The 16,485-nt window shown below is 68.3% G+C and carries 18 protein-coding genes; 7 read left to right on the top strand and 11 right to left on the bottom strand.

Translation table 11 applies throughout. From position 1 onward, the window contains the following. Positions 1-24 precede the first annotated feature (24 nt). Together JIM95_RS11350 and JIM95_RS04845 are read left to right on the top strand one after the other, a co-directional pair. On the top strand, positions 25-159 hold the full coding sequence (locus tag JIM95_RS11350) for a hypothetical protein (protein ID WP_255567665.1): 135 nt from the start codon (positions 25-27) through the stop codon (positions 157-159). Then, complete coding sequence (locus JIM95_RS04845; RefSeq protein ID WP_200258101.1) at positions 156-2,666, top strand: ABC transporter permease family protein; 2,511 nt, start codon at positions 156-158, stop codon at positions 2,664-2,666. The genes JIM95_RS11350 and JIM95_RS04845 overlap by 4 nt, the downstream gene beginning before the upstream one ends. Before the next feature lie 12 nt (positions 2,667-2,678). Here the strand turns inward: JIM95_RS04845 and JIM95_RS04840 are convergent, their stop codons facing one another. Next, complete coding sequence (locus JIM95_RS04840; protein ID WP_234034580.1) at positions 2,679-3,158, bottom strand: methylated-DNA--[protein]-cysteine S-methyltransferase; 480 nt, start codon at positions 3,156-3,158, stop codon at positions 2,679-2,681. Between the two features lie 33 nt (positions 3,159-3,191). Between JIM95_RS04840 and JIM95_RS04835 the strand changes: the two genes are divergently transcribed. Next, complete coding sequence (locus tag JIM95_RS04835; protein ID WP_200258103.1) at positions 3,192-4,085, top strand: alpha/beta hydrolase; 894 nt, start codon at positions 3,192-3,194, stop codon at positions 4,083-4,085. 323 nt (positions 4,086-4,408) lie between these two features. Here JIM95_RS04835 and JIM95_RS04830 read toward each other — a convergent pair whose 3' ends face one another. The 8 genes from JIM95_RS04830 to JIM95_RS04795 form a co-directional block, all read right to left on the bottom strand. Then, entirely contained in the window at positions 4,409-5,230 is an 822-nt protein-coding gene (locus JIM95_RS04830) for a VOC family protein (RefSeq protein WP_200258105.1), read from the bottom strand. After that, positions 5,230-5,526 (bottom strand): RNA-binding S4 domain-containing protein, encoded by a 297-nt coding sequence (locus JIM95_RS04825; protein WP_198738846.1) that lies wholly within the window; start codon positions 5,524-5,526, stop codon positions 5,230-5,232. The genes JIM95_RS04830 and JIM95_RS04825 overlap by 1 nt, the downstream gene beginning before the upstream one ends. A gap of 68 nt (positions 5,527-5,594) precedes the next feature. Next, a complete protein-coding gene (locus tag JIM95_RS04820) occupies positions 5,595-5,912 on the bottom strand; it encodes a YbjQ family protein (RefSeq protein ID WP_198738845.1) in 318 nt (105 codons plus the stop codon). After that, positions 5,909-6,271 carry a YbjQ family protein gene (locus tag JIM95_RS04815; RefSeq protein WP_198738844.1) on the bottom strand — a complete coding sequence of 121 codons (363 nt, stop codon included), beginning with the start codon at positions 6,269-6,271 and terminating at the stop codon, positions 5,909-5,911. The genes JIM95_RS04820 and JIM95_RS04815 overlap by 4 nt, the downstream gene beginning before the upstream one ends. Positions 6,272-6,311: 40 nt before the next feature. After that, positions 6,312-6,971, bottom strand: coding sequence for a LysE family translocator (locus JIM95_RS04810; RefSeq protein WP_200258107.1), 660 nt, complete (start codon positions 6,969-6,971; stop codon positions 6,312-6,314). A gap of 46 nt (positions 6,972-7,017) precedes the next feature. Continuing rightward, a complete protein-coding gene (locus tag JIM95_RS04805) occupies positions 7,018-7,737 on the bottom strand; it encodes an SDR family oxidoreductase (RefSeq protein ID WP_232958375.1) in 720 nt (239 codons plus the stop codon). A gap of 96 nt (positions 7,738-7,833) precedes the next feature. Then, positions 7,834-8,436, bottom strand: coding sequence for a DNA-3-methyladenine glycosylase I (locus JIM95_RS04800; RefSeq protein ID WP_198738842.1), 603 nt, complete (start codon positions 8,434-8,436; stop codon positions 7,834-7,836). 93 nt (positions 8,437-8,529) lie between these two features. Then, positions 8,530-9,207, bottom strand: a complete 678-nt coding sequence (locus JIM95_RS04795) for an alpha-ketoglutarate-dependent dioxygenase AlkB family protein (RefSeq protein WP_200258109.1) — start codon at positions 9,205-9,207, stop codon at positions 8,530-8,532. A gap of 39 nt (positions 9,208-9,246) precedes the next feature. Here JIM95_RS04795 and hrpB point away from each other — a divergent pair, with 39 nt between their 5' ends. Next, entirely contained in the window at positions 9,247-11,673 is a 2,427-nt protein-coding gene (gene hrpB / locus JIM95_RS04790; protein ID WP_200258112.1) for an ATP-dependent helicase HrpB, read from the top strand. A 162-nt stretch (positions 11,674-11,835) separates the two neighbouring features. Further along, positions 11,836-12,090 carry a hypothetical protein gene (locus JIM95_RS04785; protein ID WP_200258115.1) on the top strand — a complete coding sequence of 85 codons (255 nt, stop codon included), beginning with the start codon at positions 11,836-11,838 and terminating at the stop codon, positions 12,088-12,090. Here JIM95_RS04785 and JIM95_RS04780 read toward each other — a convergent pair. Together JIM95_RS04780 and JIM95_RS04775 are read right to left on the bottom strand one after the other, a co-directional pair. Then, the gene (locus tag JIM95_RS04780) at positions 12,056-12,604 is read right to left on the bottom strand and encodes a phosphatase PAP2 family protein (protein ID WP_198738838.1); all 549 of its coding nucleotides are present in this window, start codon (positions 12,602-12,604) and stop codon (positions 12,056-12,058) included. The two genes, JIM95_RS04785 and JIM95_RS04780, sit on opposite strands and share 35 nt — an antisense overlap. Continuing rightward, the gene (locus JIM95_RS04775; protein WP_198738837.1) at positions 12,604-13,380 is read right to left on the bottom strand and encodes a TSUP family transporter; all 777 of its coding nucleotides are present in this window, start codon (positions 13,378-13,380) and stop codon (positions 12,604-12,606) included. The genes JIM95_RS04780 and JIM95_RS04775 overlap by 1 nt, the downstream gene beginning before the upstream one ends. 148 nt (positions 13,381-13,528) lie before the next feature. Here JIM95_RS04775 and JIM95_RS04770 point away from each other — a divergent pair, with 148 nt between their 5' ends. Together JIM95_RS04770 and JIM95_RS04765 are read left to right on the top strand one after the other, a co-directional pair. Next, a complete protein-coding gene (locus tag JIM95_RS04770) occupies positions 13,529-14,590 on the top strand; it encodes an AbrB family transcriptional regulator (protein WP_200258125.1) in 1,062 nt (353 codons plus the stop codon). 578 nt (positions 14,591-15,168) lie between these two features. Further along, entirely contained in the window at positions 15,169-16,332 is a 1,164-nt protein-coding gene (locus tag JIM95_RS04765; protein ID WP_248702942.1) for an MFS transporter, read from the top strand. Positions 16,333-16,485 lie beyond the last annotated feature (153 nt).

The raw sequence follows: 16,485 nt of genomic DNA, 5'->3' as shown, positions 1-16,485 counted from the left end.
CGCGGTGGCGGTAGCATGGGCGATATGAGCGATAGTCGGACGGGTATCGCCGTGCTCCGGCGGACGTGGTTCCACGACGCCCGCCCCTCCGGTCTCGCCGGGGCCTCCGGTTCCGATGACCGGACACCGGCCGGGCACTGTGGGGTACACACGCGATGATCACGTGGCGCGCCAACGCCCGGACAGCCCTGCGTGAGCTCTCCGATCACCGGTGGCGCACCTTCACCGCTCTCCTGCTCCTAGCCCTCCCCGCCCTGGGCGTGATGATCATCGCCGGTGTCTCCGTCAGCGGAACCCGCGATCCCGGGAACGAACCGATGTCGGGGTACCGGCAGGTGTGGATCAGCGACCGGACGTGCCTGCCCTTCCAACTCAATTCGACATTCGATCCCTGCCTCGACCCGGATCACGGACATCTCCGCGGCACCCCGTACCGCGACCGCCTGGCCGCCGCGATGGGGCCGGACGCCGATGCCGTCGTGACCACGGTGTCGGTCCCGATTCGCGTGACCACCGGTACCGGAACCACCGACAGTGTGTCCGCCACCGCGGTGCCCGAAACACCTCCGCACGCGCCACGCCCCGGCACCTTCCTCCTCGACTCCGCCACCGCCGCAGGCCTAGGTCTCGAACCGGGCGACGTCGCCACCGTCGGCATCCCCGTGGTCGGTGGTGGAATCCGCGACACGGAACTCACACTGGCCGGGTACTCCACCCGCGGGGCTGCGGTACCGCTGGCGGATCTCCCCGGGGAGCGGGCCTTCACCGATCCCGGCTTCCACGGGAGCGGGGACGGGGAATCGTGGCCGGTGTCCCACTACCTCCCGGAGACCACAGCCGACCGGATCCTCGCGAACCACGCCGCGGAACTCGAGGCACAGCACGTGATCATCGGGACACCCGTGGAGACTCCGGAATCCGGGCGCCACGTGGTCGACGATCTCACCGCGACCCTGACCGACGCCGGTGCCGAATCCGTGGAGGTGTGGATAGCGCTCCTCACCGCACTCCTGATGGTCGTATCGGTCATCGCCCCGCTCCTCGCGGTCGGCCCCACGGCCCCGGAGCACCCGCGCCGCGTCCCGCTGATCAAGGGCCTCATCGTCGGCTCACTGGGCGCAGTAACCGGAGTCGTGATCTCCGCCCCCGCGCAGTGGGCACTGCTCGCCGTTCTCCGACCCGGAGCCGCGATGATCTGGCCCCGGAACCTCGCGATACTCACCTCCGTCGTCGGAACCTGCGTCGGCGCAGCGGCCGCGCTCCGGACGGCACGACACCTCGAGCGGCCGGAGCCGGATGCCCCGACGGACAATCCGCCGGCCCGGGCACACCGCTTCCACTGGCCCACGGCCATCGGCCCGGTAATTCTCCTCGCCGCGCTCATCACCGGCCCGGTGAACGCGGTCGCGGACACCACCACCCTGACCGTCCTCCTCGCAGGCACGGGACTCGTCCTGTCCTCCCCGCTCCTGTTGCGGGGGGCCGCCCGGCTCGCCGGACACGTGTCCCGCCCGGCCCGGCTCGCCGCCCGCGAGGCACTGCGCCACCCCGACCGCGATACCGCGGCGACAGGGGTCGTCGCGGGAATGACGCTGCTCGCGGCAGCGCTCATCGCCGGAATGCCGCCAATCGACGACGGTGGCACCGGAGCGCTACCGCACGATGTCGTGGCCTTCGAACAGTACGGCCGGGTCCACCCCTCCCCCGACTCCGCGCACGCGTACATCACCGGTCACATCGGCGCCGCCGGGGTCCGCTCCATCAGCGACATCTACGCGACAGCGGACTCGAAACTCCACGGCACCTGGCACGGCGTGCCCGCCACGGAATCCGGTGACCGCACCCGGACCGGCGCAACGGGACAGGGCTGGGATACCGCTCTCCCGCACCACCACAACGGCATCGTCATCAGTGACGGAGCGACGATCACCGCACTGACCACCCTCACCGACGCCCAGCGGGACGCGATCCAGACCGCACTCGACGCCGGTGACGTCGTCGTGACGGATCCCGCTCTCGTCACGGACGGCACGGCCCGATTCGCCCACCGGGAGGGCTACGGCGACACACCGAACCCCGGTGAACGTGACGGCTCCCCAGTCGGCGCCGGAGAACCCACGATCGTCAGCCGCTCCGCGACCGCGGTACCGGTGCCGGGCGCCGCAGGCTGGTTCATGACACCGGCCACCGCGGCGGAACTGGGCATCGACCCGCTCTACCGCGGCGCGATCGTGCACACGGAGAACCCGATACGTGTCCTCGACACCATCAGGGTCCGTACCGGCACGCAACAGAGCGACGGAGTGCCCCTCCGCGCCACCGGCGAGCTCGCCCCGAACACCCTCACGGCGACCGCGGCGGTGCTCATCGCGCTGGCCGCGGCCTACGGGGCCACGCTTCTCGTACTCCTGCTCACCGCCGCCGAGGCACGCCGAAGCACCGGGATGCCCGGTGCGGGCGGTACCTCCCCCTTCCTCCACGCCCGGTACTTCGGCGCGCTGGGGCTGATCACCGCACTCGCCGGAGCCGTGCCCGCGACACTCATCGCCGCGATCATCCTCCGGGGCCCGGCCGTCCTACTGCCAGCAGTCGGGCTTTCACTGCTCGCGTGGCTCAGCGGCACCGCTCTCGGAGCCCGGACCGCGCGGAACCGCGGACGGCGGTGACGGTTTGCGGTCTCAGACCCGGATCCCCTCGACGGCCAACAACCCGCGCTTGAAATCCACGCCGCCGGCGAACCCACCGATCCCGCCACCCGACGCCAGCACCCGGTGACAGGGCACCAGCACAGGCAGCGGATTCGAGGCGCACGCCGACCCCGCCGCACGGAAAGCCTCCGGGCTACCGGCGAGCTCGGCCAGCCGGGCGTAACTCACCGTCTCCCCGAACGGGATCCCCCGCAACGCCGCCTGCGCCCGCTGCGTGAACGTCACCGGCTCCGGAACATCCAGTGACACCCCGAACACCTGACGGTCACCGGCCAGATACTCCCCGATCTCCCCGACCGCCTGTGCGGCGTGTCGCGCGGCCGCACCGGAACCGGACGGATCGTCGACAAGCGCACCCCGGAACAGCACCCGGCGCACACCGGCCTCCCCGGCAACCACCGTCAACGGGCCGAACGGAGTGTCGAGCGAACGGAACGCGATCATGTCCATGGCCCGACACTACCCGCCGGTAGCATGGTCACCATGAGCGAGACACCCGACGAACCCCAGGTCATCCACGACGACGCCACCGGACGTGACTTCGTCGTCGGCGGCACCGAAGGCGGCCTCGACGAGGAGGGACAGCTCGAACAACTGGCCTGGTACCTCAACCAGCACCACCCCGCACCCGACCTCACCCCACCCTGGGCCGGCGGCACCGGCGACCGGGACACCTGCGACGACTGGGCCGCGCGCCTGCCCGACCGGCTCACCCACGCCGCCATGCTCATGCTCGGCACCGCCGCCGGCCACCGTATGCCCGGCGTCGACTACCTCGGCGGGGTCACCGCCGACGATCTCCCCGGGCTCGGTGTGGTGTTCACCCCCTCCGAACCCACGGGTGACTGGGCGGTCAGCCTCCACGGCGGCGGGTGGTGGCGTGGCACCGGAAGCTGTCTCGACAACGCCTGGCGCCCCGGCGTCGCCGCCGTGGCGGAGCTGTCCGGCACGACCATCATCGACGTCGACTATCCCCTCGCACCCGAGCACCCGGTCACCGCGATGCGTGCGGTGACGCGCGCCGCCATCGCCCACGCCCGTCAGCAGGGTGCACGCCATGTCGCCGCCTGGGGCGAATCCTCCGGTGCGGCGCTGGCCGCGCTCGTGGCGGGCGACGTCGACAAGCTGCTGCTCACCCGCCCCAGCCTGCACCTCGGCGGACTGCCCGACGTCGTACGCGGCGACGCCGAGATCCCCGATCCCGCAACCTGGCCGCGCACCCTGATCCAGGTCGGTGAGCAGGACACCACCGTGCCGCACTTCCGGTGGGCGGAACACGTCGCCGAGGTACTGACCTATACGGCACAACACACCATCGTCACGCCCACCGTCGCGCGGAAGATGGCGAAGGACGCCGCGGACTTCCTGCGGGGATAGAGCGGAGCCGGCCGATTTCCGGTGGGCGGGCTCCGGGATGGCCCCGGCAAACACATCCACGGCACGGGCCACCGCCCGTCCCCATGTGTCGGGACACCAGGTGCCGCGGAGGACCCCGGTTCCCGGACGCCCTGTATTCTGACCCGACCGCTTCTCCGCGGTCGGCCGAAGGGGCGCCGTCAACGCGTGCCGACATCCCGGGCCACGAACGACGTGCTGCGGAAACACGCCTGCCCGGTACGTGTCAGCACGCGGCGAGGGGACCTCCGGACAGCGGAAACCCGGGTAGCCCGAGGGGCCACCCGGGTCAACGGGAGTGTCGGTCAGCCGCCGAACTGGCTGAGGTCGATGCCCTCCAGCGGGTCCGCCTCATTGCCCTCCTCCGCGGGCTCGTCGGCCTCGCAAAGGGTGAGCGTCGCGCCCGTGGAATCGGCGATGATCAGCATGGTGCCGAACTCGGCCTCGAAGGGTCCGCGGATGATCTCCCCGCCGAGTTCGGTCACCTTCTCCGCCGTCGCGGCGATGTCCCTGACGCCGAGGTACGTCTGCCAGAAGCCGGGGATCTGCGGCGGGAACCTGCCCTCCGCGTCCCAGATGCCGGCGAACGGGGAACCGTCGACGTCGATGAGGGTGTAGCGGGCGCCGTCCTCGTCGAGCCGACGGACGGTCCAGCCGAACAGTTCGGTGTAGAAGTCGACGGCGCGATCGTAGTCACCAGTTGCGGTGAGTTCATGCCAGACGGCGGTACCGGGTTCACCTCCGGACACGAAGCGTTCCTCGCCGGAGGGCTCGATCGCACCGAACATGGCACCCGCGGAGTCGACGAGAATCGCGACCTGGCCGAGGTGGACGTCGAACGGTTCGGTGAGGACGGTGCCGCCGAGTTCCCGGGTGCGGGCGACGGTGGCGTCGATGTCGCCGGTGAGGAAGTACGTGATCCACGTGTCAGGCTGCGTGGCGTCCTCCGGCTGCTCGATGAAGCCGGCGACGGGCAGCCCCTGGGCCCGGGCGAGCCGGTAACCGGGGGCGGCCTCCTCGACGTCCCAGCCGAGGATCTCGGAGTAGAAGTGCGCGGTTTTCCGCATCTCGGAGGTCGTGAGGTCGATCCAGAACGGCATACCGTCCTGTGCCATGAACGCAGGCATTACATGTTCCTCCACTTTTCGGGGTCGAAGTCATCGTTCGCGGTGGCCTCGTCGAAGAAATCGTCGTCATCGTCGCTGCCGGAGGCGGCGACACGCGCCGACGCCCCACCGACGGTGACGACGTCGCCGACGCGCAGGGTGCGCCCACGGCGGGTGTCGGCCTCGCCGTTGACCGTGACCTCACCGGCGGCGATCGCCTCCTTGGCGGCACCGCCGGTGTCCACGAGGTTGGCGAGCTTGATGAACTGCCCGAGTTTGATTGTGTCGTCCCGGATCGCGACGTCGACTGCTTCCATGCGGTCCAGTGTACGGGCGGTCCAGTGGTGCCCCGACACCGCCGGGGCGGGAGACCGTGCGGCTCCGGTCAGCGGAAGCGGACGGCGGTGCCGGTGGCGGCGACGAGCAGCATGTTGCCCTGCCCGAGGACGGCGTACTCGATGCTGACGCCGACGACGCCGTCCGCGCCGAGTGCCGTGGCGCGCTGCACCATCTCACCGAGGGCCTGTTCCCGGGCGGTGGCCGCCTCCTGCTCGTACCCCTGGCTACGGCCGCCGACGATGTTCCGGAATCCGGCGGCGAAGTCCTTCAGGGCGTTGATGCCGACGATGGTCTCGCCCGCGACGACGCGGATGTACTCGCTGATCTCTCGGCCGTCGACGGTCGGGGTGGTGGAAACGATCATGGTGTGTGCTCCTCGTTGGTTGTGCGCTTCACGGCCGAGTGTAAGGGCACCGGTGGAGCAGCGCAGACGCCGACAGGCTCAGACGAGCCGGACGGCGGTCCCGGTGAGCATGATCGCGAAGTTCCCGATGGCACCGGTGTAGGGGTGGGAGACCCCCGGAGACCGATGATCGCATCGGCGCGCAGCCCGGCGGCCTCCTCCCGGGGCATGTCGAGCGCCTGGCCCCGGGCTTTCAGGGCGGCAGCGGCCTTCTTGTCCTCACTGCTGCGCAGCGTGTAGGCGTAGCCGGTACCGGTGACCACACCGAGATACTCGTGGATTTCTCGTCCTGCGACCGAATCTGTGGTGGTGATGATCATGGTGCGGGCCTCCCGGACGGACAACTGTGTTTTTGCGAGTCTATCCCTGCCCGACGACCCCGCGGAGGCCCTCGAGGATCATCCAGGCGGCGATCAGTGCGAAGATGAGGCCGCTGACCAGCTCGATCAGGGGACCGTTGCGGACGATACGCACGGCGAGCGTCCGCACGGCCAGAGCGAAGCCGACGAACCAGACGACACCGGTCACGGTGAGCAGTGCCAGTATCGTCGCACCCGCGACGAACCCGCCGTCCGGGTCGACGAACTGCGCGAAGATGGCGGCGAAGAAGAGGACGGCCTTGGGGTTCGACAGATTCGTGGCCAGCCCGGTCCGGAAGGACGCGACGGGGCGGGCGTCGGCTCCGGTGTCCGTCGGCGCCGATCCCACGGGGGACCGGGAGCGTTCGCGTCTACCGTGGATCCCGGCCCTGATCGACCTGAACGCGATCCACGCGAGGTAGCTGCCGCCGATGATCTGCAGGATGTGCAAGAGACCCGGGTGGGTGGTCATCAGCGCGGACAGACCAATGAGGCTGGCGACGATCCACAGGGTATTGCCGGCGCAGATACCGAGTGCGCACCACACGCCGTCGGCCCTGCTCCGGGCGCCCAGCCGGATGATCTGGAGGGTGTCCGGGCCCAGGCTGGCGATCGCCGCGATCCAGACGACGAGCAGGGTGGTGAGGGCGGCGAAAGTCATGCGCCTGAGAGTACCGTCCGGTGGACGCCACCTTCAGTGCCCGTGGCTACACCTGATCGGTGGGCATGATGAGCATGGTGTCGACGTTGACGTGCGCCGGCATGGATGCGACCCAGCGGACGGCCTCCGCGATGTCCGCCGCGGTGAGGTTGATCTTCCCGTCGTAGACGGTGGCGGCGCGCTCGGCGTCGCCCTTGAAGCGGTTGAGGGAGAAGTCCGTCTCGACGCGGCCGGGGTCGATCTCGCTGACGCGCAGCGGGGTGTCGGCGGTCTCTATGCGCAGCACCCGCGTGAGTGCGGCGACGCCGTGCTTCGCGGCGTTGTATCCGCTGCCGCCGGCGTAGGGGACCCGGGCGGCGACGGAACCGATGTTGATGACCTGGCCGTGCGACCGGGTGAGCCGCTCGAGGAGGGCCTTGGTGACGCGCAGGGTACCGAGCACGTTGACCTCGTACATCCAGGTCCAGTCCTGGATCTCGGTCTCGGAGACGGGGTCGAGTCCCAGTGCTCCACCGGCGTTGTTGACCAGCAGGTCACAGCGATCGATGTCGGCGGTGAATTCCCGGACACTCGCGTCATCGGTGACATCCAGGTGGCGGGCGATGCACCCGGTGCGCTCGGCGAGGGCCTCGAGCTTCTCCATTCGCCGGGCACCGGCGATGACGGTCCACCCGTCCCCGACCAGCGCCTCGACGCACGCTTGCCCGATGCCTGCGGACGCCCCGGTGACGACCGCGACCCGACCTGAGTTCTTCATTGCGTTCATGGTTTCATTCTGCCAGCATCCCTGCACCGGTGAGACCGGGGCCGTCCACTCCACCGGAACGGGGTTGGCCCGGTTCCACCATTTCGGTGGGTTCGGCTACGGGTCGATCAGGCCGGATGCGCCCCGGATCCGGTTGTCCACCATTCCGACGGCCTCCATGAGGGCGAAGCAGGTGGTGGGTCCGACGAAGGAGAATCCCACCTTCTTCAACGCCTTTGCGAGAGTGATCGACTCCGGGCTGGTGGTGGGCTGTTCGGCGGCCGAGTCAGGCGGGGTCCACGCCGCCGGGGTGAAGGACAGCACCAGCCGGGGCAGCCCACCGCTCTCCCGGAGGGCGAGCGTGGCGCGGGCGTTGGCGAATACGGCGCGGATCTTCGCACGGTTCCGGATGATCCCGGAGCCGGCAAGCAGCCTGTCGGCGTCCGCGTCGCCCCAGTCTGCGAGCACCTCGGGGTCGAATCCCGCGAAGGCCTCCCGGAATGCGGGACGCTTACGCAGGATGGTCTCCCACGACAGCCCCGCCTGGAACCCCTCGAGGCAGATGCGTTCGAACAGTCCCCGTTCATCGGTGACGGGCCGGCCCCACTCGTGGTCGTAGTAGTCGCGCAGGAGTTCCGAGGAGCAGGCCCAGTGCGGCCGGAGTCTGCCGTCCGCCCCGCGGACCAGACCCCGGGCGGCGGGATCGTCGGTGTCATTCATGGCTTCACCCTAGGTCAGGGTTTCGCTCGTACCGGTCACCCGGTGGCCACCCTGCGGAAAGACGGGCGGATTCCCCGGCACCCCACAGCGGTATCAGGCGGTGACCTGGCGGACGGTGATATTGATGCGCCCCTCGGTGAGTCCGCAGCCGTCCGGGGTGGTGTCCGCGATGAGGCGGGGCACCCCGTGGAACGCCAGACGCGCGGGCCCGCCGAAGACGAGGACGTCGCCGGACTCGAGGGGGACGTCCCGCCAGGGGCGCGTCTGTCCCGCGACGGTGGCGATGCGGAAGATCGCGGAATCCCCGATGGAGAAACTCACGACGGGTGCGTCACTCAGCTCGGTGTCGTCCCGGTGCATCCCCATCCTCGAACCGGGTGGGTAGTAGTTGATGAGCGCGGTGTCGGCACGGTAGTTCTCCACCCAGGGGCCCAGCTCCGGAGCGTGCCGGGCCGCGTCGGCGAGCGCACCGCGGGCGAGGTCGGAGAGGAAGCCCGGGACCGGTGGCACAGGTGTTCCGTCCGGGGTGCGGGAGCTGTAGCGGTACGGGTCGGTGTGGAACCAGAGCCCGAGGGTGGTCATCCAGACACTCATCTGTCCGCTGCGCAGGACGGGCCGACGCATCGCGGCCGGCCCGCGGGCGTGGGCGCGGGCGCCTATGACCAGCCGGGACTGCGTCTCGGGGGCGAGCCAGGCCGGCAGGTGGACGACCCCGGGGATGATGCGGGCGGGCTCGCGGGGCAACGCACCGGGTTCGAACATTTGTGCCATGACCTCACCGTAGCAGCGCCCGGTGGATACACTTCCCCCGTGTCCCCCTTCGATCTGACCCGCATCGGCGCCGGGCTCGCGGCGGCGACGGCCGTCGGCACGCTCGGCGACGCCCTGGCCGGGACCGGCGCCTGCGTCGTACAGGCCCCGCCCGGTACGGGCAAGACCACGCTCGTACCGCCGGCCCTGGCCAACATCACCGGCGGAAAGGTGGTGGTGACCGCACCCAGGCGGGTGGCCGTGCGCGCCGCGGCGAGGCGACTCGCCCAGCTGGACGGCTCGGAGGTTGGTGACCGGGTCGGGTTCACGGTGCGCGGTGAGCATCACGCCGGCTCCCGGGTCCAGTTCGTCACCCCGGGCGTTCTGCTGCGCCGCCTGCTGGCGGATCCGGAGCTGCGCGGTGTGGACGCGGTGGCCCTCGATGAGGTGCACGAGCGGCAGCTGGACACCGATCTGCTGGTGGGAATGCTCACCGAGCTGCACCAGCTGCGCGATGATCTGGTGCTGACCGCGATGTCGGCGACCATCGACGCCGACACGTTCGCCGGGCTGATCGGGGGCCCGGTGGTGTCCACGGAGGCGGTGACACACCCGCTCGACGTCCGGTACGTTCCCGGCGGCACACGCCTCGGTGCGCGGGGTGTGGAGTGGACTTTCCTCGACCATGTGGCCCGGGTGTCGGTGGACGCCGTCGCGGAGCTCGGGCATTCGGCGCTGGTGTTCGTGCCCGGCGCGCGGGAGGTCGACCGGGTCGTCGCCACGGTCAGTGATCTCGCACCCCGCGTGCCCGTGCTGCCGCTGCACGGACAGTTGAGTTCGGCGGCGCAGGATGCTGCGTTGACGCCCTCGGATCGGCCACGGATCGTCGTGGCGACGTCGATCGCGGAGTCCTCGCTCACGGTGCCCGGGGTGCGCATCGTCGTCGATTCGGGGCTCGCCCGGGCACCGCGGCGGGATGCGTCACGCGGCATGACGGGCCTGGTGACCACGACATGCGCCGCATCATCGGCGGACCAGCGGGCCGGGCGCGCCGGCCGTGAGGGCCCGGGAACGGTGCTGCGCTGCTACGAGCCCCGCGTGTACTCCTCGATGCAGCCGCACATCACCCCGGAGATCGCGACGTCGGACCTCACGCAGGCCGCGCTCCAGCTGGCCAGCTGGGGTACGCCCCGTGGTGGGGGACTACCGCTCGTCGACGCTCCGCCCACCGCCGCGATCACGGGAGCAGAGGACGTGCTGCGGCGCCTGGGTGCGGTTGACGACGACGGCTCGGCGACCCCGTTCGGGCGGAGGCTGGCGGGCATACCCGCGGGTCCCCGGCTGGCCCGGGCCCTGCTGCTCACCGTTCCGCTGCTCGGTGAGCGGGCGGCACGTACGGTCGCGCTGCTGGCGGATCAGCCCCGGGGTGACATCACGGCGCAGGCCCGCGCGGAACGGGGCCGGCTCGGCCGGGAGACCACGCGCCTGATGCGGCTGGCCCGCGGCGCGGAACCCGGGACGGGCTATCCGACCACACATCCCGAGGGCCTGGTCACCGCCCTGGCGCACCCGGAGCAGGTGGCCCGGAGAACGGGTGGCGACTGGCTGCTCGCCAGCGGTACCCGGGCGACCCTCCCCGGCGGTACGGGTCTGGATGACGCGGAGTGGCTGGCCGTCGCCGAGGTCACCCGCACCACGGCGCGGGAGGGCCGGACCGGTGCGGTGATCCGGGCGGCAGCCCGGCTGGACGAGGAGACCGCCCTGGCCGTGGTCGGCGTCTCGGAGACCGTGACCGCGACCCTCGAGGGCGGGCGGATCCGGGCCCGGAAGGTGCGGCGGGCCGGAGCCATAGAGCTGAGTTCCACACCGACCTCCGTCGACAGGAGACACGCCTCGGAGGCGATCGCGGAAGGACTGCGGACCGAGGGCCTGGGGGTGTTCACCTTCTCGGCGGCCGCGACCGACCTGCGCGACCGGCTCGCCTGGCTGCACACCCACGTCGGCGATCCGTGGCCGTCGGTGGCGGAGGAGGACCTGCTGGCGAATCTGGACGCCTGGCTGGCCCCCGACCTGGAGCACATCGCCCGGGGCACCCCTCCGGGGAAGATCGACATGCACGCCGCGCTGCGCCGGCTGCTCCCCTGGCCCGAGGCGGCGCAGCTGGATGAGCTGGTTCCCCGGCGGCTCACCGTTCCGAGCGGACACAGCCACGCCGTCGACTACTCGGGGGAGAAACCAGTCGTGGCCTGCAAGCTGCAGGAGTGTTTCAGCCTGGCGGAATCCCCCCGGATCACCGGGGTCCCGGTGCTGTTCCATCTGCTGTCCCCGGCGGGACGACCGCTGGCGGTGACCGATGATCTGGCGAGCTTCTGGTCCGGGCCCTACAGCGGGGTGCGCGCGGACATGCGCGGCCGGTACCCGAAGCACCCGTGGCCGGAGGATCCGTGGAGCGCGACCGCGACGGCGCGGACGAAGCGCCGGATGTGACGGCGGGAACGGTACAGAACACCGGAAGCCCATCCGGGGGTGAACACTGGTAATAACCGGCTCCGGCTGATAGACCTGAAGGTGCGACATCACCGCTGAGCTGGTGAGAGACCGCGATCCCGCAGGAGCACCCACCAGCCCGCACGATCGGAGGTACCTCCCATGCAGAAGCCGACCACCCAGCTCTACATACTGTGGGCCATCACCGTTGTCGCCGCGGTTCTCCTCGCGCTCCACCACTTCATCTTCTTCCCGATCCCGCTCGTCGCGGCGATCGTGGCCTACCGGAAGATGCGGCGCGTCCCGGAACTCCGCACACGGTTCCTCATCGTGTTGTGGGTGAACATCATCGTGCTCATCGCACTCGGCGCCTATGTCGTCGTCAACTTCCCGATGGGCAACCCCGCCGCAGCCTGATCGCCCCCACTCCCCCGACCACACCGAGCGACACCACCGCCACGGCGACACCGGCGGTGGTGTCGCTCAACCAGTGAACCCCCAGAATCAGGCGACTCGCCGCCACGGCCACGGTCACGGTGACCGCGGTGGACACAGCCGCCCACCGCCCCGCACGGCGCAGCACCGGCCAGAAGACCACCACGAGAGATCCGGTGAGGACCGCCGCCCCCGTCACGTGTCCCGACGGGAACGCCGCCGTGGGCTCCACCGCCAGCCGCCACTCCACCGGCGGCCGGGTCCTCCCCACGACGGGCTTGAGCAGATGGGTCACCACCTGGGCGAGAACGACCGCGCACCAGAACCGCACGGCGGTGGCCCGCCCGAACCGGCGGAGGAACAGCACCCCGAGGACCGTCGCGAAAACCAGGACATGCCAGGGCCGGAACACCTCCGCGAGAACCTCGCTGACCGCCACCATCCACGGTGTGCGGTGGGCGACGAGCCACTCCCCGAACGCGACGTCGGGAACCATCAGCCACCGAGGATCTGGGTGTACGTCAGATAGCTCGACATCACGATCACCATGCACAGCAGCGCGGCACGGATGAACCCCGTACCGCCGCGCACCACCGTGCGGGCACCGATCTGCGCACCCGCGATGTTCGCCACCGCGAGCACCAGGCCGAGGGTCCACCAGATGTGACCGCCCACGGCGAACACGACGAGCGCCCCGACGTTCGTCGCCGTGTTGACGACCTTCGCCAGGGCGGCGGACGTGAGGAAGTTCTGGCTCAGCACACCCGTGAACACCATGATGAGGAACATTCCGGTGCCCGGACCGAAAATGCCGTCGTAGCCGGCGATCAGCGCCACTGCGCCTACCGCGATCAGACGCCGTACGCCTTTCGGCGCCTCGCGTGCGACACCCGTCCCGAAGCTCGGGCGGAGCGCCACGAACACACCCGCCGCGACCATCAGCACGATCACGATCGGCCGCATGAGGGACTTGTCGATCGCACTCGCCGCGAGCGCACCGCCCGCGGAGCACACGGCGGCCACCGGCACGAAGCGGATCACCAGGGACCGGTCCGCACCGACCTTCCGGCACAGGGAGAACGCCGCGGACGCCGTCCCCGACACCGCCGCCAACTTGTTTGACGCCAGCGCCGTCACCGGGGCCAGCCCGGGGGCCACGGCGAGAATCAGCGGGATCAGGATCAACCCGCCACCACCGATCACCGCGTCGATCCAGCCGGCGACACCCGCGCCCGCGATCAGGATGAGCCACGCGGGCAGGGCGAGATCCATGGGTACCAGCTTTCTCGAGGATTCCGGGAGGTGACCACTGTCACCCACGGGGGTCGGATGTCAATTATGCACCGATCCGTTCGCGCCCGTTCCCCGATTGGCACAATGGACGAGGGTAAAATCTGACGACCGACGGAGAGGAGAGCCCGTGCACGCCCCGCGCATCGACCGCCGGTGGCTCGCCGTCGTACCGTCGACCGTCATCCTCGGGTGGGCGTTCACCCGCATCGGGCTGCCCGCGGGCTGGGTGATCGCCGCGATCCTCGTCGCCGCCACCGCAGCCGTCACCACCGGCCGCAGCCTGGACCTTCCGGCCCCCGCGTCCCGGTCCTCCCGGGCCGTCATCGCGATCCTCTCCGCGGCGCCCCTCACGGCCACGCCCGCGGCCGAACTGGTGGACTTCCTCATCCCCGGTACCGTCATCACGGCCGCGACTCTCGGAATCGGTGTCGCCGGCGGTCTGCTCCTGCACCACGCGCACCGGGAGATCAGCCGCTCGACGGGTGTGCTCTCGATGCTCGCCGGCGGTGCCTCCGTCATGCCGTTCCTCGCCCGGGACATGGGCGCCGACTACCGCTACGTCACCCTCACCCAGTACCTCCGACTGCTGGCCGTGATGCTCTCCCTGCCGCTCGCGGCGATGGTCATCGGCTTCGACACCCACCCCACGGCCGACACGACCACGGACTTCTCCTGGATCGGCCTGCTCGTCCTCCTCATCATCATGGCCGTGGGGCAGCCCGTGGGAACCCGGCTGCACATACCCGCGCCGTCGATACTCGGGCCGATGCTGCTCACCGTCCTCGCCCACGCGCTTCTCGACGACAGGCTCACCCTCGCCCTCCCCGGAGCCGTCACCGCGGTCGCGTTCATGGCGATCGGCTGGATGGCCGGCGGGGCACTGTCCGTCCCGGCGCTGAAATCCTTCGCCCGGACCCTGCCCGCCACACTGCTGTTCATCACCGCCCTCATGGCCTGCTGCGCCGCCACCGCCTTTCTGCTGACCTGGTGGCTCGGCATCCCCTACCTCGACGCGTACCTCGCGACCAGCCCCGGCGGACTCGAGACCGTCCTCATCATCGCCGACGAGGCCGACTCCGGGCCCGTCGTCGCCGCGGTCCAGATCATCCGACTGATCGGCGTACTGATCCTCGCGGGCTGGATGCCGCAGGTACTGCACCGGATCGCACGCGTCCGCCACCGGGGTTGAACAGACGGGACGATAGGGCAGCACCGTATGACTGCCGCCTAGCGGGGCTGTTTACCCACGGGATTCTCTCGAGGCCCACTTCCGCGCCGCAGATCTGCACCCGCACCTCGTCGATCAGGCCAGGCGTGGCGTCCGCAGTGCTCCCTAGCATCCGAACGACGGGTCAGCTACCCCTCTCCCCGCGCAGGAATAAGACTCGCAACGAGCCAAAAAGGGTGACAGACCGTAAGCGATACACGGACCGTCCGGAACAATTGGTTTTCGAGAAACAGCCCACCTGTAGGCGAACTACTACCGGTTCCAGAGGTGGACAATAAGCTGACTCACAGGTATGGGTTTCTCTACAGCTAGATGCAGGAATACCGACATAATTGGTTCGGTGATTGGCTCGCGTTTTGATGATGAACAGAAGCAGCGTTTGGGTATATCATGACCGAGCCGGAAGAATACGGAACTTGCCGTTGAGGCTGGATTGACCGACGAATCAGCGACCACGGCCATCCTTGAGCACACCACTACGTACGGAAATCAAGTTCTTTTACATCGTCCCCTACTCGCAAGTACTGAAAGACAGCTAAATGCTTCCCCAAAAACCAGATAGATCCTTCACAGCATGGCTGATATCGACAATTTTGACCCGCTTGACGGTGACATCAATCCCGATGGTGAGCATCGTTGGAATATCAGCCTCCGGTGGTTCATTTATCCTCGGAGGAATTACTTCTGGAGCATATGCAATTGGAGAGTCCGTAGGTGCCATCTGGCTTACCCCCTTGCTTTCTCACCAGAAGGTGAAGAAACGCCTGCGTCAGGGTTGTGCCATTTGCTCGCTCCTACTCTTCGGTTCCGGCGTCCTTGCCGTTCACGGGACACCTTACAATTATTCTGTACCACTTTTGGTTTTCATAACCGGGCTAATCTCAGCTCCAATACCGGGAATTCTTCGCTCATCAATAAGCCAATCTTCTAGCAGTCCAGACCGAGCAATGAGCCTCGACAACGTTATCAATCAGAGTAGCTGGGTCGTGGGTCCAGTTCTCGGCGTCGCCATGGTCCACACTTTTGGAAGCATGGCCGCTTTTCTTTTACTTGGCTTATTCCTGGGTACTTCAATGATCACGACCCCTAAAGCCATTACAGCCAATTATCATCAGTCGAGTGGATCCAAGTCCAAACCAGACCTACGAATCGTCCTGAATCCGATAATTGCCTCTGCGGTAATAATGGCCGTAACAGCCTCTTTCGATACATTGGTGCCCATACTGCTGACCGAGTGGACTGGCACTGATGTACGCACTGGATGGGTACTCGCCGCCTTGGCCAGTTCTAGCGTTCTGATTTCAGCGCTTCTCGGAATCAGAGCGGGTTGGAGCGGAAAGGAAAGCAAATCAGTTTTCTTCACCCTCCTCGTCATTGTCCTCATTGGAGCGACCGGTTTTGCCTATTCTTTCCCATCTCTCATAACTATAGCTGTGATACTCGGCGCTTTTCAGGCACCCGCCATGATATTCAGACAGCAAATCATCGCAGACAGAGTTCCCAAAAGCCAGCAAGCTACCGCATTTTCTTATCTCTACGCTGCAGGAGGTATTGGCTATTCACTCACCGCGGCTCTGACCCCGACAATATCAAAGGTCGGAAACCCCCAATATGCGTCACTTTCAGTTGCCTTCATTTGCTTGATTGCACTGGTGGCCAGTCATTTTTATTCGAGAAAAGCCCATTCCACTAAACGCCAATGATGGACCTTTTCCAGGTTTTCCTTTCGTAACGGCGCTTGTGAGCGACAGACAGTGCCATGCCAGATGCAGTCTCTCATCCCGTAAACGTGACCGGGATGTTTCCAGCGGACGCGCACACCACGAATGAGATCAGGAGCAACGTCTACCACTGAC

It is taken from the genome of Corynebacterium antarcticum, assembly GCF_016595285.2.
Lineage (GTDB): Bacteria > Actinomycetota > Actinomycetes > Mycobacteriales > Mycobacteriaceae > Corynebacterium > Corynebacterium antarcticum.
Note: the sequence above shows the minus strand (reverse complement) of the source record. Positions and strands in the feature narration are given on the sequence as shown.

Excerpts from the sequence above, each read along its gene's own strand:
- JIM95_RS04820 (WP_198738845.1), bottom strand. The coding sequence starts at position 5,912 with ATGATCGTTTCCACCACCCCGACCGTCGACGGCCGAGAGATCAGCGAG.
- JIM95_RS04840 (WP_234034580.1), bottom strand. The coding sequence starts at position 3,158 with ATGGACATGATCGCGTTCCGTTCGCTCGACACTCCGTTCGGCCCGTTG.
- JIM95_RS04780 (WP_198738838.1), bottom strand. The coding sequence starts at position 12,604 with ATGGTTCCCGACGTCGCGTTCGGGGAGTGGCTCGTCGCCCACCGCACA.
- JIM95_RS04795 (WP_200258109.1), bottom strand. The coding sequence starts at position 9,207 with ATGGCACAAATGTTCGAACCCGGTGCGTTGCCCCGCGAGCCCGCCCGC.
- JIM95_RS04845 (WP_200258101.1), top strand. The coding sequence starts at position 156 with ATGATCACGTGGCGCGCCAACGCCCGGACAGCCCTGCGTGAGCTCTCC.
- JIM95_RS04830 (WP_200258105.1), bottom strand. The coding sequence starts at position 5,230 with ATGCCTGCGTTCATGGCACAGGACGGTATGCCGTTCTGGATCGACCTC.
- JIM95_RS04835 (WP_200258103.1), top strand. The coding sequence starts at position 3,192 with ATGAGCGAGACACCCGACGAACCCCAGGTCATCCACGACGACGCCACC.
- JIM95_RS04785 (WP_200258115.1), top strand. The coding sequence starts at position 11,836 with ATGCAGAAGCCGACCACCCAGCTCTACATACTGTGGGCCATCACCGTT.
- JIM95_RS04810 (WP_200258107.1), bottom strand. The coding sequence starts at position 6,971 with ATGACTTTCGCCGCCCTCACCACCCTGCTCGTCGTCTGGATCGCGGCG.
- JIM95_RS04805 (WP_232958375.1), bottom strand. The coding sequence starts at position 7,737 with ATGAACGCAATGAAGAACTCAGGTCGGGTCGCGGTCGTCACCGGGGCG.
- JIM95_RS04765 (WP_248702942.1), top strand. The coding sequence starts at position 15,169 with ATGCTTCCCCAAAAACCAGATAGATCCTTCACAGCATGGCTGATATCG.
- JIM95_RS04775 (WP_198738837.1), bottom strand. The coding sequence starts at position 13,380 with ATGGATCTCGCCCTGCCCGCGTGGCTCATCCTGATCGCGGGCGCGGGT.
- JIM95_RS04815 (WP_198738844.1), bottom strand. The coding sequence starts at position 6,271 with ATGATCATCACCACCACAGATTCGGTCGCAGGACGAGAAATCCACGAG.
- JIM95_RS11350 (WP_255567665.1), top strand. The coding sequence starts at position 25 with ATGAGCGATAGTCGGACGGGTATCGCCGTGCTCCGGCGGACGTGGTTC.
- JIM95_RS04825 (WP_198738846.1), bottom strand. The coding sequence starts at position 5,526 with ATGGAAGCAGTCGACGTCGCGATCCGGGACGACACAATCAAACTCGGG.
- JIM95_RS04800 (WP_198738842.1), bottom strand. The coding sequence starts at position 8,436 with ATGAATGACACCGACGATCCCGCCGCCCGGGGTCTGGTCCGCGGGGCG.